13 protein-coding genes and 1 pseudogene are annotated in these 15,483 nt (G+C 43.8%); 2 read left to right on the top strand and 12 right to left on the bottom strand.

All coding sequences use genetic code 11. The features are described from left to right. Positions 1–215: 215 nt before the first annotated feature. Positions 216–593 (bottom strand): hypothetical protein, encoded by a 378-nt coding sequence (locus IQ264_RS26240; protein ID WP_193984459.1) that lies wholly within the window; start codon positions 591–593, stop codon positions 216–218. Between the two features lie 308 nt (positions 594–901). Between IQ264_RS26240 and IQ264_RS26235 the strand changes: the two genes are divergently transcribed. Then, the gene (locus IQ264_RS26235; protein ID WP_193984457.1) at positions 902–1,132 is read left to right on the top strand and encodes an EF-hand domain-containing protein; all 231 of its coding nucleotides are present in this window, start codon (positions 902–904) and stop codon (positions 1,130–1,132) included. On the opposite strand, the gene IQ264_RS26230 is transcribed toward IQ264_RS26235, so the two are convergent. The 5 genes from IQ264_RS26230 to IQ264_RS26210 form a co-directional block, all read right to left on the bottom strand. Further along, positions 1,107–1,301: a hypothetical protein gene (locus IQ264_RS26230; protein WP_193984454.1), complete on the bottom strand. Its 195-nt coding sequence runs from the start codon at positions 1,299–1,301 to the stop codon at positions 1,107–1,109. The two genes, IQ264_RS26235 and IQ264_RS26230, sit on opposite strands and share 26 nt — an antisense overlap. 24 nt (positions 1,302–1,325) lie before the next feature. Further along, positions 1,326–1,880: a hypothetical protein gene (locus tag IQ264_RS26225; RefSeq protein WP_193984452.1), complete on the bottom strand. Its 555-nt coding sequence runs from the start codon at positions 1,878–1,880 to the stop codon at positions 1,326–1,328. Positions 1,881–1,939: 59 nt separating this feature from the next. After that, complete coding sequence (locus IQ264_RS26220; protein WP_193984450.1) at positions 1,940–4,078, bottom strand: hypothetical protein; 2,139 nt, start codon at positions 4,076–4,078, stop codon at positions 1,940–1,942. Positions 4,079–4,102: 24 nt separating this feature from the next. Continuing rightward, a complete protein-coding gene (locus IQ264_RS26215) occupies positions 4,103–4,699 on the bottom strand; it encodes a hypothetical protein (RefSeq protein ID WP_193984448.1) in 597 nt (198 codons plus the stop codon). A gap of 274 nt (positions 4,700–4,973) precedes the next feature. Continuing rightward, positions 4,974–6,299, bottom strand: coding sequence for a DUF2201 family putative metallopeptidase (locus tag IQ264_RS26210; protein ID WP_322744810.1), 1,326 nt, complete (start codon positions 6,297–6,299; stop codon positions 4,974–4,976). A gap of 102 nt (positions 6,300–6,401) precedes the next feature. Between IQ264_RS26210 and IQ264_RS26205 the strand changes: the two genes are divergently transcribed. After that, on the top strand, positions 6,402–8,627 hold the full coding sequence (locus IQ264_RS26205; protein WP_193984445.1) for a hypothetical protein: 2,226 nt from the start codon (positions 6,402–6,404) through the stop codon (positions 8,625–8,627). Between the two features lie 17 nt (positions 8,628–8,644). On the opposite strand, the gene IQ264_RS26200 is transcribed toward IQ264_RS26205, so the two are convergent. The 6 genes and pseudogenes from IQ264_RS26200 to IQ264_RS33935 all read right to left on the bottom strand — a co-directional run. Beyond that, entirely contained in the window at positions 8,645–9,646 is a 1,002-nt protein-coding gene (locus IQ264_RS26200; RefSeq protein WP_193984443.1) for an AAA family ATPase, read from the bottom strand. 10 nt (positions 9,647–9,656) lie between these two features. Beyond that, a complete protein-coding gene (locus tag IQ264_RS26195; protein ID WP_193984441.1) occupies positions 9,657–11,357 on the bottom strand; it encodes a hypothetical protein in 1,701 nt (566 codons plus the stop codon). A 301-nt stretch (positions 11,358–11,658) separates the two neighbouring features. Beyond that, a complete protein-coding gene (locus tag IQ264_RS26190; RefSeq protein WP_193984439.1) occupies positions 11,659–12,114 on the bottom strand; it encodes a hypothetical protein in 456 nt (151 codons plus the stop codon). 202 nt (positions 12,115–12,316) lie between these two features. Next, positions 12,317–13,084, bottom strand: a complete 768-nt coding sequence (locus IQ264_RS26185) for a DNA polymerase beta superfamily protein (RefSeq protein ID WP_193984437.1) — start codon at positions 13,082–13,084, stop codon at positions 12,317–12,319. Positions 13,085–13,142: 58 nt separating this feature from the next. Then, entirely contained in the window at positions 13,143–14,525 is a 1,383-nt protein-coding gene (locus tag IQ264_RS33940; protein ID WP_413470372.1) for a DNA polymerase beta superfamily protein, read from the bottom strand. A 27-nt stretch (positions 14,526–14,552) separates the two neighbouring features. Beyond that, positions 14,553–15,356, bottom strand: a pseudogene (locus tag IQ264_RS33935) (DEAD/DEAH box helicase); the annotation flags it as partial. Positions 15,357–15,483: the final 127 nt, after the last annotated feature.

The raw sequence follows: 15,483 nt of genomic DNA, 5'->3' as shown, positions 1-15,483 counted from the left end.
ACCCCCAACCCCTAACCCCTAATCCCTAATATTGGACAATGCGTGAGAGAGCTTTTCTCCTTTGAGTCCGACTCTTTTCCCTAACCCCACACCCTGCTTTCATCAATGACTTTGCGATCTACTGGTTATGTAGCGTGTTCGATCCATAATTAAAGATAAACCCCCTTAATCTTGACGCAGATTAAAAGGGGATTAATTAAGCTGACGCTGGCGGTCTAAAAGCGAATCTGGCTGATATGAATCACGCCATACCGATTGGAACCACAGGCATCGGTGGAAAGCCATTGTTGGCTATTGTCATAAAAACGATAAACGTTAATCTGACGACGAGTGGTAATCGTACAGACAATATTACCGTTTGGTCGATCGCGAACATTAGATGGGGGAGCGAACACGGTTGCCCTTCGACCACCAGCAGCGTAGTAAGTAGAATCGGCGTTCGATGTACTGGCTGGTGATGCGCCATCGAATGAGAGGCTTCGATCGCTGAGTGCTTGAGTCTCGTAATCCCGATGCTGGAGCGCTTGAACGGGTAGCGCAATGGTAGAACCTGCAAGTAGCATTGTCGTCACCAATGAAGTCAAGATCTTCATAATTAAGCGTATGTAATAAGTGGAGCCTAAAGGCGGATAAAGCAAAGATTATCCATCCATTATTTTCTATTTTAAAAACCACAATGAAGACTCTTACTGGCCTTCTTGGAGTCAAGATAGTCCGATCGGAAATATCGACAGTCTCTAAAATTACTCGACATCTAGCGTGAGATTAACGACGAGTTGCCCCAGACGCGACAGCGGCACTGGCGATCTAAGCCCTCAGCGATACCCCTTTCTACGTCTTTGGATATAAGTTTATTTAATGAAAAGATCTTAAATTGAATAATTAATTCAGATAAAAACTTATGGCAACTGAGCAAGAACTTCAATCTCTTTTTAATACCTTAGATGGAGATCAAAACGGTAAAGTCTCCATTCATGAGCTTTTCTTAAGCCCTGGTTTAAGTGCAATCATCTCGGCTGAAACAGGTATAAGTAGTCCCCAAGAATTGCTAGCTACGCATGGAGATGAAGACGGTAGTATCACTTTTGAAGAGTTAAAGGAAGTAGTTAAGAAAGCAAATAATTTAACCTAGCTGTCGCGCTCGCCTCATCCACATCTGTCAAGCTAACGAAACCTTCTGCGAGCGCTAAATTCCAAACATTAAATTCCCCTTGTTCTTCCTTATCCCAAACAAATATGCAAGATGGATTCCAAAGGAGGACTTCTAGTGTTCCAAGGAGTTGTTCTGTTTCTGGTTTCATAAACTTTCTCAATCTGGCTAAAACTTAACAAGTAAAGCTATCGGTAACAACGCCTACCCAATCATACCCGATAGTTTTTCCCATTACATAATGAATAGTAAGATGCTCTCCTCCAATAATAAAATCGAGATTATAAACCCGGGAATTAGTCAATTGTAAGTTAAAGAATTCATTTAATTTTAACTCTTGGTCGGCAATTTCATAGTTCCCACTAATTCGTAGAAATCCGTTAACTCCACGAATATCAGTAAACTGGGCTTCTTCGAGAATTTTTTCGATAATAATTTCTCGGCTGTTTGTTAGCGCGATCGCCCATCTTGGTTGAGCTTTTGTCAATTCATACTCTCGAATTGGATAAGCCAAGGAATTGGTAATTTCTTTAATTTGTGTAATTAAACCTGTAATTGTTTCATCAACTGTTGGTTCGGAAATATTAAATTGAGGTGACGACTTGGTAGTATTGTATTGTTTAGGAGCTAATCCAATCCATTCTCCTGTAGAAGTTGAACCAATAATTACAGGTACTCCCTTAATATTCTCAAAAATAGTGAACCCACCAGCAAATAAACTACTCGGCATACTAGGGAAACAATAACTGTAAACCTGTAAATCAGACAAATGAGATTGTAATAAATTGGCTAAATCCCTGTATTGTTGAACGAGAGATTGAGAAATTCCAAAGTATTCGCGGGGGTATTAGAATTAGCAGCTACTTTATGACGAACGTATTCTTCTTGATCTGAAGCGAGAGTTTCCAGAATGGCAGAAGGACACTTGGAGGAAGATGCGATCGCACAACGTACCTCTACATCTTCATCTTGTGCCAGTTGTTCCCAAAGTTCAACAGGGAAATTGGGATGACGAATTAAGCTACTGCGAATCTTTGGATTAGCATTTTGAGCGAGATGCTGTAAAGCTTGTACAGTTGTGCTGGAATTACCGATCAAAGCTTGTAACGTTTGTTCATCAGATTCAGTGGTTGCTAAATGTTCCAAAGCAGTTGGCGGCGTGTTGGGATTTCTAGCGACAAAAGCACGAATTTGAGCATGAGGGCTACTCGCGAGAAATTCTAAAGCACTGGCTGGAGTATCACTGCGTTGGGTAATATAATGGCAAACAGTATAGTAGTAATTATCTCGTCCATTTGGATCTTCACGTCTCGCCATTTGTTCCAGAATTTGTGGTGGCGTATTGGGATTTTTAGCAACTCCAGCACGCACCGGGGAATAATCATCATCAAACAATCTTTCTAAAGCCGTACTAGGAGTATTGAAATGACCGGCCACTTCGCTACGAACCACACAATAACTGTGAGTAGATAACTCCTCCAAAACGCTAGCAGGCATTTGAGAACCTTGGGTGTGTCTCGACTGTTTTAGCAAGTCCGCTAGAACTTCATCACGTTTATAACCATAACGTTGGGGTATTGTAGTGACTGCCTGCGCTAGCACAACTCCAGGGGTATAGGCTAATGCTAGAAATAGGTCGCGATCGCTATCATAAGAATCCAGCCGTTTGGAGGGTCTGATTAGCTGATTTTTCAGAACTTCCCGCAACCTTTCTGGAGTGTTAGGATTACCCACCAATACCACAGCTACAGAACGAGCCGTAGAATTATTTTTCAATTCATTATCAATCATTTCCAACACATCAAAAACACCCCTAACCGCTCGTTTAAGGTCTTGGGAAGATAATCCAGCTAATACTTCAGTCCATAAAGGAATGGCTTGCTCAACAAGATTTCCAAGCTGTCCCCCATCATCATAATCTTGTTCATCTAATTCATCTAAAGACCAATCATGATAATCATCCTCATCTAAAGAGGAGATTAACGGTTCTTCTAGGACTCCAGAACGTTGAATGATTTCCATCCAGCGATCGACATTTACTGTTATATTTACTGGAGACAAAATCCGATGTTTTAGATTAGACATCATCTGGTCGGCTACGGATTTAAAAGAGTGAGCATTTGCCGCATATTCTGATGCTAAAACTCGGCGGATTTCTCGTAATAATTTTGTGCAATAAAACTCATTTTTTGCCATTGCCTCTAAAATGGGTACAGGCGTGTTGACATCTTCTGCAACTGTCACTTTAACTTTTTCTTCAGAATTGACCGATAGTTCTTCCAAAAGTTGCATTTTTAAACTTTCAGGAGTTAAAGAATTTTGGGCAACTGCTAACTTAACATTAGGATTCGGATACTGACTGATTTGCTCTAAAATCTCTCTTGTAACTTGTGGGTGTTTCGCAATATTAGCCAAAAATCGGAGCGCATCTCGAATCCAATCTTCGATAGTTTCTCTAACTTCAAAATCTTCTTGATTTGCTAATTTATCTGCTCTGACTTCTTCTAAATCGACATTCGCCAATTGAGCTAAAATCCAAGTCGGTGTATTTGGCTCTTTAAAGAGCAAATACTGCAATTTATTTTGTTTCCAAAGTGGTTGGTCTGTTGCTGCTTCCCTAAAAAATCGCTCTAAAATACTTGTTGGTAAATTTTGACGTTCTCTCAAAAGTTGCTGTTGGGTTGGAAATAGCTGATGCAGAATTTCTTCGGTTGTATTGGGATGTTCTGCAACCACTTTTTGTATGGTTTCCTCTGAATGTTCAGCCAAAACTGCCAGCACATTTGCTGGTGTTTGCGGATTCTTAGCAACTGCTAACTGAATTTTGAATACCGAATCTAATGCTAATTGCATCAACGTTTCTGCTGGAGTCGAAGGATTTTGTGCTACTGTTAAACGAAGGAGCGCCCAGCGACTTTGCCCTAACATTGCCAGTTGTTCTGCATCGGTATTTCAATCATTTGCAACAGTATGTTGCCCTTCTACCAAATCAATTAATCCAGGCGGACAATTAAGGTTATACTTCACCGCTAAACGAATCGGTATTTCTAAATCACCTGCTAATTGTTCTAATACTGCTAATGGCGTTTCGGGTGATTCTGCTACTTGCAATCGTGGTTCTATGGTTGGTTCTTTGGCAAGTCTTTCTAATAGTTTAATACGATATCGTGAGGGTAAGTGAGGATTGCGAAGTGCCTCAATAAATTTTTGTGCTGGTACCCATTCACTAAGAAAATAATCGGGAACTGGTGCAAATTTCAGTAATTCGACGGCTAGGCGATCGTTTTGTCCTAGCTGCATATTTCGTAATTCTGTATCTACCGCTTCTTGCCAATTTTGGGTTAATTCTCCCGCCCAATTTATGTGCAGTCTTGCAGTTTGTGCTACTTGTGGATCGGTACCTTGGGTGAGGACTTCGAGGAGTTGGCGGGGTGTGCTGGGGTGATTGGCGATCGCTAACTGCAATTCCCGATTTTGGGAGGCTAATCGTTCGGGATTGTCTAAAAAAGTCTGCAAATCGGCTTCATTCATTGGCTCTGGTAAAGGCATAAATTCTCCCTCTTTGACACGATTAGCGGCAAATAAAAGCTCATTTTTATTAGTATTCCCATAAAAAGATGGGAGCCTGTCTCTTTACGAATCACCTATTAGTATATTTATACTATAAATTTGATTAATTGATAAAATACTTCTTGGCGCTAATGTGCATTGAGAGAAACAGCATCACTCAAGGGAACACCTGGTAAAGCTGTCATTAGCAGATAATCTCGCTCACATTGAGTACGGCTAAAATCGGCGGCGATAATTTCAGTGACCCGAAAACCTAACGCGACAATAGCCGCACAGCTTCGCCAAACGGAAACTGTTCTAATGCTAAGCCGCCTGGTGTTACGACCCATAGCGTCGGCAGTTCAGGTGGTTTTGCCGGAAACGTGCCATAGCCATCGGTTAAGTAAACACACAGGGACTGATTCTGTCGCTCCCACTGCCGATCGATCGCCTCAAAAAACGGTACAAATGAGGTTCCACCGCCTCCCTGCGGTGTGGGCAACTCCTGCTGTGAATCTAGCTCATACGGTCCGTACACCTCAGCGTCCACGTAGTACAACAGACAGCAAAGATGGGGATAAGCCCCTAAAATGCCGTGAACTTCACTCAAAAATGCCTGGAGTTCTACCTGTTGGATCGAACCGCTGGTATCTACTGCCACAAACACATTCACCGATTCTCCAATCAGCGATTCCAGATATAACCCCTGGTACGCGAATCGCCGATCGAATCCCTGAAAATCAGTTGGCGTTTGCACCAGATATCGCCACAGATACGATCGCCAGTCCAGTTGGGGAGTAGTGACTACCCCTAGTTCTCGCTCCAGTCCCGCAGGTAGGGTGCCTCTTTGCACTGTTCGCGCAATTACCATTGCCTGCTGAAGTGCGTTTTTCCAGTGGGCTTCCAGGGCTGCTTTCTGGGCTTGAGAAAGGCTATCAGATGCCAATGAGTTTGCGGATGCGGGCTGGGATGGATTAGCTTGAGGTTGGTTTGCATCCTGACCCAAATCACTCGACTGAGCCGCATTCTCTGTATCTTGACCTTGAGAATTTTGGCTAGTTTGTTGGTTATTTTGCTGTGTCTGTTCGTTTGAATGAGTCGAGCGGGATTGATTTTGGTTCTGACTCTGATTGGAACTCGCATCCTCTGGTGGGCGCTCGAGCAAGTCAGGAGCGGGTAAACTCATTTGCGCCGAATCTTCTTTCAGCAGCAGTTCATAGACTTCTTCCACGCTGAGATGTTCTAGTTTAGGATCGCGTAATCCTCCGGGCGGCAATTGAAAAACGCCTTGTTGGACAATCATGCCGTTCACGACAATATCAGCAGCAATATTCCAGACTTGGGGATCGCGCACTCCTCGCCGCAAAGGATGCAGTAGGGCAGCATGAAGGACTTCGTGCAGAAATAGCCCATCCTGTTGAGCAGCAGGTAAGGAGAGTAAATAGTCTGGATTAAAGAATACATCCTTGCCGTCCGTTGCTGCTGCGGGAGTCTTCTGCGTGGGGATAAACTGAGCAAACAGAGCCAGTGTTGCGAAGAAAGGAGACTTCATTCGCAACCGTAGGAGAGAGGCACTGATCAGGGGTTGAAAGTCCTTCACAAGTCTTTTAAATTGCCAGGTGTTAGATTATATTGTAAAAATTCCCTTAACTTCAGGGCAAACTGGCATCATTGCTACCCTACTACCTTACGGGATACTACGATGAGTCGCGCCTCTCGCCTTGCGCTTGCCGTTGCTGACCATACTGCTCCTGATTTACTCAAGCAGCTTGCCACAGATGAAGATGCCGAAGTGCGTCGGGCCGTTGCCAGCAATCCCAATACGCCACAGGACGTTCTCTTGAAGTTGGGCAAAGAGTTTCCTGATGCGATCGTTACCAACCCAATTTTCAACATCCTGCTGTTGGAGAACCCTGAAAGTTTGTTTGTTCGCTTATCTCTGGCTCGAAGCTCATCCTCCCCCAGTGAAACGTTAGCGAATTTGTCTGCATTGCCCGACGAGGACATTCTCTGTGCGATCGCCGAAAATCCCAACACGCCCGTCGCCACTCTGGAGCAGTTGGTTCAGAATCCACCCCAAATTTACGATTACGATCATGATTACGACGGTCTAGATGGCTCAGAGTTCGGTCGCCTGTTGACTTCCGTTGCCAAAAATCCCAACACACCTGCGTCGTTGTTGATTCAGTTAGCAAATCATTCCAGTCACTTTGTTCGATATGCGGTTGCGGAACATCCCCACACGCCTGCCAATATTCTCGATCGATTTGCAGATTTTCGAGATATGGAGATGCATCGGGCAATTCTCCGAAATTCCAGCACTCCAGCGACTGTATTGGAGAAATTAGCCGGAGAAGAGGTTAAGGAAATTCGAGATCGGATTAAGGCTCATCCTAATGTTTCAGAAATGGCGATCGCGCTCGTCGATTTTATGGACGAAAAACCGGAAACTCCCCTTCACCTTCTACCAACGTTTGCCACCCATAGTCGTCCTGCGGTCCGTCGATTGGTTGCCGACTATCCTCATACTCCACCCTCTGTTTTAGACAGACTGAGCCTGGATATGGATGACGGTGTGCGGCATAAAGTTGGAGAACATCCCAATGCCTCGGCTACTGCCCTGGAGCATGTGGCAGAGTGGTTGGTTGTCCGTCACCAACAATCCCCGCCCTCCAATCGGCAAAGTTATGAGCACTCGGCGATCGCCCTTGTCAAACGGTCTAACATTACCAGCAAAATCTTGGAAACATTACTCAAAATGGGAGTTATTAAAGTGGCGGTTGCGATCGCGGCTTGTAAAGCAGCCCCACCGGAGACACTCTTGAAGTTCATCGAGTCCGAAGAGCAATTTCAGGAGCCGAGTTTTTGGAGTATCCTTGCTGGCAATCCGAATACACCCGTTGAAGGACTGGAAATCTTGTTTTCACGGATAGAGCAGGCGACTTCGGATTTAATAGGGTCGTACAGAATTTCCAATTCGAGGGCATCAGGGCGGTACAACATTGCCAGCCATCCGAATGTTTCTGTCCAGCTTTTGAAAAAACTCGCATCCCGTTGTCCGCAAGATCCCAATCTATGCTCACTAATGTTAAAAAATCCCAATCTGTCGGGAGAACTCCTGCGCTGGTTGGCAAGTCATCCTGACATTAGAGAAACGTATAATGCGGAGCCACTGATTGCAGAGCATCCGAATACTCCAATCGATTTATTATTGCGTTTTGTCGTTCATCCCAGCCCTTATGTCCGCCAGGGGCTGGCAAGTAATACCAATGCCCCTGCGGTGATTCTGGAAACGTTAGCAGATGACGAAGATGAATTTGTTCGTGCCAAACTCCTTGCAAATCCCAGTGTTCCTGGTTATATTCTTGAGCGATTTGCAAGAAACATACAGGATGAAAGAATTTGTGAAAGTCTAATTAACAACCCTAAAACTCCTGCTAAGCTTCTGGAAGTTCTTCTTGATACCTCAAATAGAAAATGGTATCAGAAAATTGCAACACATCCCAATACTTCTCTTGACTGTATTATAAAGTTGGCAACCGATCGAGATTATTTAGTTTGGCAAGACATACTACAACGCAACGATCTAACCGAAACAGTTCTTGAAACGTTAGCTATAACGATCTTTACTCAAGCCGAAAATCAGAAACTACAGTACGTTGGTGATACTCGTATACCAGCTTGTGGTAACAGTCTTATCGATATTGCCAAACATCCTAAGACACCAGTTCACATTCTGGAAAAATTAGCGATGAACCAACCGAAAACCCTATACAAAAAATGTAATGGGGCTGCAATTTTCCTCGCTATTCGTAAAGCGATCGCCAGCAATATCAGCACACCAATCGCCATTCTGGAACAACTTACTAAAGACGATCAAGAAGATGTTAGAGCAGCCGCCCGAAAAATGTTGAAGGAAAAACTGTAAGTTCGGTTTGGCATATTTTATAACCCTACCAACTGCTGAAACTCCTTCAAAAACTGCTGAAGTTGAGCATCTTTGTGCACCAGTTTTGCCAGGGTTCCCATTTGTCCTTTGCTCCGCATCACCCGGAACATATCGATCGCAAATAGCTGCACCCACTCCGCTGTCGCCTTTTGACTGAGCCAGGTGAACGCATTGTAGGCTTGATTTGCGTCTGCTGCCCTTACGGTTAGACCGATCGCTGTAGCATAGCGGGCAGACGGTTCAGTGGGAAAAGCAATGCGGTCTCCTTGCCCTTCCAGAATTAGCGTGAGATTCGGTAAGGCGCGATAAAGTGCAACGTAGGCTTGAAATTCAGCTTCCGCTCCGACTCCCACTGCGGGGGCGATACTCAGTCCAGCTTGATGTAGCGCACTTGCCATCACCCACGAACGCGGCGAACACCAGGCTGGCTGCTGGGGGTCAAACTTGTGCAGTAGCGTCGAGCGAAAGGAGAGAAACGCGATGACTTGTTCATGGACACCCGTCTCCAGTGCATAGGCTTTGAAACTATCAAAGTCTGGGTTCACCTGAAGATGCAGAAATCGATTTGCCAGGGGTGCAGGCATTTCAAACACCGCCGCCCGATCTTCCTTGCGATTCCCAGCTGCCCAAACAAACCAGCCTTTCGGAACGGTGTAGGAACCAACCCGTCGATCGAGAATTAATTGTTGAGCCACCCCCTGCATGGCGGGTGGAGCCATGTTGATCTCGTCTAAGAACAAAATACCTTCGCCATCCTGGGGCAAAAACTCTGGCGGATACCATTTGGAAATGCCATCTACAGCTACGGGTAAGCCACGCAGATCGGTAGGAGCCAGTTGACTCAGGCGCACATCGACAAAGCCAATCTGGTGTTCTTGCGTTAGTTGCCCAACAATGCTGGATTTACCAATACCCGGTGGCCCCCAGATCATGGTGCTGATCTGAATATTTTTGAGAATCAGTTGGTTTAAATACTCTTTTAGTTGGCTGGGTGTCATTGTGATAAATTCAATCTGCTAGTAAGTAGATTGGCATACTGGGATTTGTGGAAAGCGGCTGTCTCACTCCTTGAAGGGGATCGTTTGCCAGTTGTCTGAGTCCCACTACTGGCGTATTAGGATTAGCCGCAACCGCTCGACGCACTTCGGGATGCTCGTCGGATGCCAGTTGTTTGAGCAGGTAGGGGGGAGTATATGGACTGTGAGCGATCGCCTGACGCATATCTGAATTACTATCCCGTGATAGTTGACCCAAAATATAGGCGGGTGTGTTGGGGTTTCTGGTCAAGCCTTGTCGGACAGTCACTTCTCGATCTTGTGCCAGAATTTCCATCAACGATAGAGGTAAATTGGGATTTTCTGCTACACATTGTCGATAAACTATATCCTTCGAGCGACATAGCTTTTGTAAAACGCTGCTTGACAAATTAGGATGACGAGCAATAGTGCCAGTGAGAAGCCAATCCTGTTGCATCAATTGCTCCAATAGTTGAGTGGGTGTACTGGGGTTTCTGGCAACAGCAACCCGTATTTCTCCATCACCCCACTGACTGATTTTCTCTGAAGCCGAAGCTGGGGTTTTGGGATTTTTCGCCAACTCTAATCGCACCCGATGGCTGCTATCATTGGCTAAATATTCTAGCAACTCACCCGGTGTACTGAGATTGTGCGCGACCTCCCGACGCACATAATCAACTGTATGGTGAGCTAGCTGATTCAAGATAGAAAGCGGTGTGCTGGGGTTGGTAGCCAAATCGAAATCGATATACGGCTCATTTTGGGCAAGATGCTCCAGCACCGAAGTAGGAGTATTGGGATGGCGGGCGGCTAACACCCGCGATCGTCGGTCTTCATCCCAGGCCAGTTCTTCCAAAGCACTGGCCCAGATGTGGCAGTTCGCAGTGAGAGGCCGAAGAATCGGTTCCCAGTCACCAGATTGATTGTGCAGCAGCGATCGAATGGCGTGCCCAGACAGGTTGGGATGGGTCGCCAGTTCAAAACGAACTTCTGGATCTTTAGCCAACTGTTCTAAAACTGTTAGCGGCGTTTTGAGATTAACGGCTAGGGCAAGGCGCACCAATTTCGTTGAAGTAGCCAGATACTCCAACGTGGCTGGGGCGGTATTGGGATGGAGGGCAATTTTACATTGAGTATTTTCTTGCCAGGAACTCATCCCTGTTTTTGGCGTTGATTTTGTCTGGGCTAGCCTATCTAAAATTTCTGGAGGCGTATTTGGATTCTGGGCCACATAATAACAAACCTTCAGATCTGCACTGGATACCAGACGACTCAGGACATCGATCGGAATATGGGGATTGCGGGACAGATCGACTTTCAACAGCCCCGATCGCCAATCAACCAGTTGCCGCAGCGTCTGTGCGGTTGTATTAGGATGCCGTGCGATCGCTTTGAGTCCAGCTAAAGCCTCATTTGATGTGACCTGCATCAAACGTCGAGCCGTTCCCTGCAAAATCAGGGGAGGAACCTGTTCCTCCCGAATCAGTTGCGATAGGGTTGGTAGGGGAATCTCATCTGCCAGGTTTGGATTTTCTAGCAGCAATAGATCAAAAATGGGATTGACCAGCAACTGGGTCGGAAATTCTTCTCCCAACTTAAACAGGATGGCTGGATCTGTATCGGGATTACTGACCAGAGCTTTACGAGTTTCAACCTCTGGCTCGGTTGTGTATTGATGGAGTGAACTATTCATTGCTCTACTCTGACTTACTCGTTAGAGTGCAACCGTGAGATCGATCACAGGTTATTCTAAGATTTTGAGCATTATTGGTCACACCTTCTTTTAACTTAAGATACTCGAACTACCATTGGAAATATTTTGGGGACGCGAGGGCAATTCGTCGATCTTCATGCACACTTCCTCAAGGGCGACCCATCTTGGTTTACAGCTATAATTGAGCCAAGTCTACGGGGTGCATCAGAAGTGCGACGGGCTTTTCTTCCTTATATTGTTGGTAAATCTAGATAGTTTTTGCACCATAGACAACTGTAGACTAATTAATATTAATTTGTTGAAGATTTACAGTAATAATCAGTTCATCTCCATATCTCAAGCCGCTGATAAAAGATGTAATGATTTCCAGAGTGTCGGGAGTTTGAAAGTGTTCGGGTTTGGTTTCAGGATGAGGATAATAGATTAAACCTGGTTGCGATTTCCCTGTATTTAGTAAAATTTGACAATCACAAAAAGAGAAATCTTCTGCTGGTTCTGCTGCTGCCCATTTTAGATTTCTGAATGTGCATTTGGCCGCTTTAATTTCGTATGTATGAGGAGCAGTAGAAATATTGATTGTGCCAGGGAAATATGGACTTAAGTCCAGACCAAGTTGGCTAAAAAAAGGCTGTTGCATTTCAATCGTACCATTAGGAAAACGCGGATCTTGATTCTTTCCTGAAGCAACACCATACCCTTGTTTAACTCTGACCTTGATTTCTCGCCAATTTTCCATGCTTTGTTTAATTCTTCAAAAAGTAGTCTGAACTTATAAAACCATGCTTTCGACTCAAAGCATGGTTTTTATTAACTATATTTTAGATAAATCTAACTGGTTTCTCATACAACTTCATAGTAGACTAAGATTTTGAGTAATTCACCAGTAAAATTACGGAAGATAACAGTTTATTTACTCCAGTAAGCTCTCGATCTACTGATTATTTGGCCGGAACCACAGCTAATCTTACTCGTACCAGCAAGTCATGTAAAGCATCTTTTGCAGAAGGTGTATCAGGTAAATGACTGTTGTTACTTGCTTCTTCTAATTCCTGAAACAACCGCTGATACTCCTGTTGATGAAATGCTAAATCATTATCTGCAAGCGCAGACTTCTCTACACCAGCTAATTTACAAGCAATCAAATCGGGAATTTGTGGTAACTGGAAATGCTGATTCAAAGTTACTAAATTTGCTTGAACTTCTCCCGTTTGCATCAAATAAATTCCCGTTAATAAAACTCGATAAACATAAAGCAACGGCTTCACTCGTGGTGATTCCTCTTTCTGGAATAATCGCCACTGTGTCTGAGCAAAACCTTGATAATGATGAGCATGAAACCGTGTAATACAACCTTGAGCAATCTGCTTTAACTCTTCATGCTCTGGTGTAGTGTACACAACTAGCGGCGAGTAAAGTTGCTCTAAAACATAACCATTTTTCTTAAGTAATAACCCGAAAAACTTCTTGATATCATGAGTTACTAAATCCAATTGTAAATCATTTTGGATTTGCGAACATTCAATTGTTTCCTCCCCTTCAATCAATCCAATTACATCAGGAAGCGGTAAAATGTGAACTCCTCGCAAATCGTAGTCAGAATCAGCCGAAGGAAAACCATACAAATGCGAACCACTAACTGTAGCGAACAATAGAGGGTAAGGTTGATTTTGAGCGATCGATAATAGTTGCGCGTTAATTCTATCCATAACGATAAACACCAGTTAAAGGAATTGAGCAATAAATTCCCGATATTCTTCACTTTGATTATCCATCTTTCATCTCATCACTAACCATGAAACGACGAGCACGCAATAAAAAAGCATTTGCTTGTTCGTAATTTGGTCTTTCTGGTAATGAGGTATTAGCAAAAACAGAATCGAACTTTTGATGCAAACTTAATCGCCATTGATTCACTTCTTCCCAACCGATCTCTTGATTACGAATTGCCAACAATTGAGTCCGATATTCGTCTACCCGCACTGGTACAAATCCATCTGCTAAAATCGTAATTCCTGATAACAATAATCTGATTAAGTGCATGGCGTGTTTGGAGCGAATTTCACCCTGATTTCGTAAATCCTGCTCCATCTTTTTAAACTGAGATAACACATAGCTATTGTAGGTTTGATACACTAATTGTGACAGGAAAATATGACGCAGTTCTAACAACTCTTTAGCTAATGGTGTCGCTGTTTCTATTAAAGGTGTATATAAACATTCCAATACATTCGGATTTGCCTTTAATGCCAAAACAATAAACTTTTGCAACTCCCAATAGCACTCTTGAGTAGCATTATTTTCTAGCTGTTCTGGAACTCCATAAAGCGACCAATGTAAATCGGCTGGTGGTAAATAAATCCCTCTGCGATCGACATCTGAACCCTCATTCTCTAATCCATAAGCTCTAGAACCGACCACACAACGATAAATCACTGAATCATACAAATTATAATCAGCTAATAGATGGGATTGCTCCAATCCTTCACGTTGATAATGCTTGCGAATACTAAATTCATGTCGCCGTAAATTAACTTTTACTCCTGTCGGCAATTGAATTTCATACGTATGTGAATTATCTGTAGGAGAGCGCACAATTTCACCTACTGCTCCCCGCAAGCAGGAAACCTCACAATTAGAAGTTTTGACTTCCACACGAGTCACTACCTGCGTACCTACTGGCAAGATTAAGTTGTAGTTAGTTATTTGTTTCAAGCTGGCATTGCTCCTGTATTTCCCATCCTCACTATTGTAGTATATGTAATACAATAGTGCCAATATCACCGGACGTTGTTGACCGATGCGATGGGCACGGTCAGAAGCCTGGTCTTCAACTGCTGGATTCCACCAAGGGTCTGTATGAATCACATAATCAGCCGCAGTTAAATTTATTCCCGTTCCCCCAGCCTTAAGGCTAATTAAAAATACATCACCCTCCCCAGCTTGGAAAGCATCCACTCGTTTTTTTCGTTCCGCAGCCGGAGTACTACCATCTAAATATTGATACTTAATCTTTTGCTTGTCCAAATAATCGCGAATAATCTGTAAATGGTCAACAAACTGACTAAAAACCAAAGCTTTATGACGATTTTCTAACAACTCATCCAACACCTCACCAAACAATTGTAACTTTGCAGAAGGTATTTCCATCTCCGGCATTACCAAACGGCTATTACAACAAACCCGACGCAATTTCATAATTTCTGCCAACACTTGCAAATGTTTCTGTCCCGCATTTGCCTCACTATCTTCCAGTTTAGCCACTGCCTCCCGACGCAACGCCTCATACAATGCCATTTCCTCCTGACTTAACTCTACTTGCAGTAAAATTTCAGTACGTTCTGGCAATTCTTCTAACACCTGAGTTTTCATGCGTCGGAGTAGAAATGGTTGAATTAGCTTTTTCAGTCTATGACGTACCAGTTTATCTTGAAACTTTTCGATTGGAATCGCAAAACGCTTATTGAAACTTTCAAAAGAACCTAACAACCCCGGATTAATAAAACGGAACAAATTCCACAACTCACCCAAATGATTTTCAATCGGAGTTCCCGTCGTAATTAACTTAAAACCAGCCTGAAGATTCATCGCCGCTTGGGAACGTTTAGTAGCCATATTTTTAATCGCCTGGGCTTCATCAAGCACGATAGTTTGCCATTCTACCTGCGATAGCATTTGAGAAACTTCTTCTTGCTGCAACAAACCGTAGCTGCAAACCAACATATCAAACGGCTGTAAACTATCCAACAACTTTTGCCGCTCGCCACTGCCAAATTGAATAATATTAAGAGTAGGAGCAAACTTTTGAGTTTCACTCACCCAATTGTGACACACAGAAGTTGGTGCCACAATTAAAGTCGGCCCAGCCGGAGCACGAGTCAAAATCACAGCCAAAGCCTGAACAGTCTTACCGAGTCCCATTTGGTCGGCTAAACAAGCACCCACACCCCAATGTGCCAAACGCGCCATCCACTGAAAACCGGTTCTTCCGTACTTACTGTGCTAAATTATTAGGGAAGTGTTAAGCATCAAAGAGATGAAGAATAGATTACTGACTAAGTTGCTAAACCTACCAGGAGTTATAGTAGAAGAAAGTCAAGAAACAGAA

This window comes from [Phormidium] sp. LEGE 05292 (assembly GCF_015207735.1).
Taxonomy (GTDB): domain Bacteria; phylum Cyanobacteriota; class Cyanobacteriia; order Cyanobacteriales; family Aerosakkonemataceae; genus Floridanema.
The sequence above is the reverse complement of the archived record's forward strand: the minus strand, read 5'-3'. Positions and strand labels throughout refer to the sequence as shown.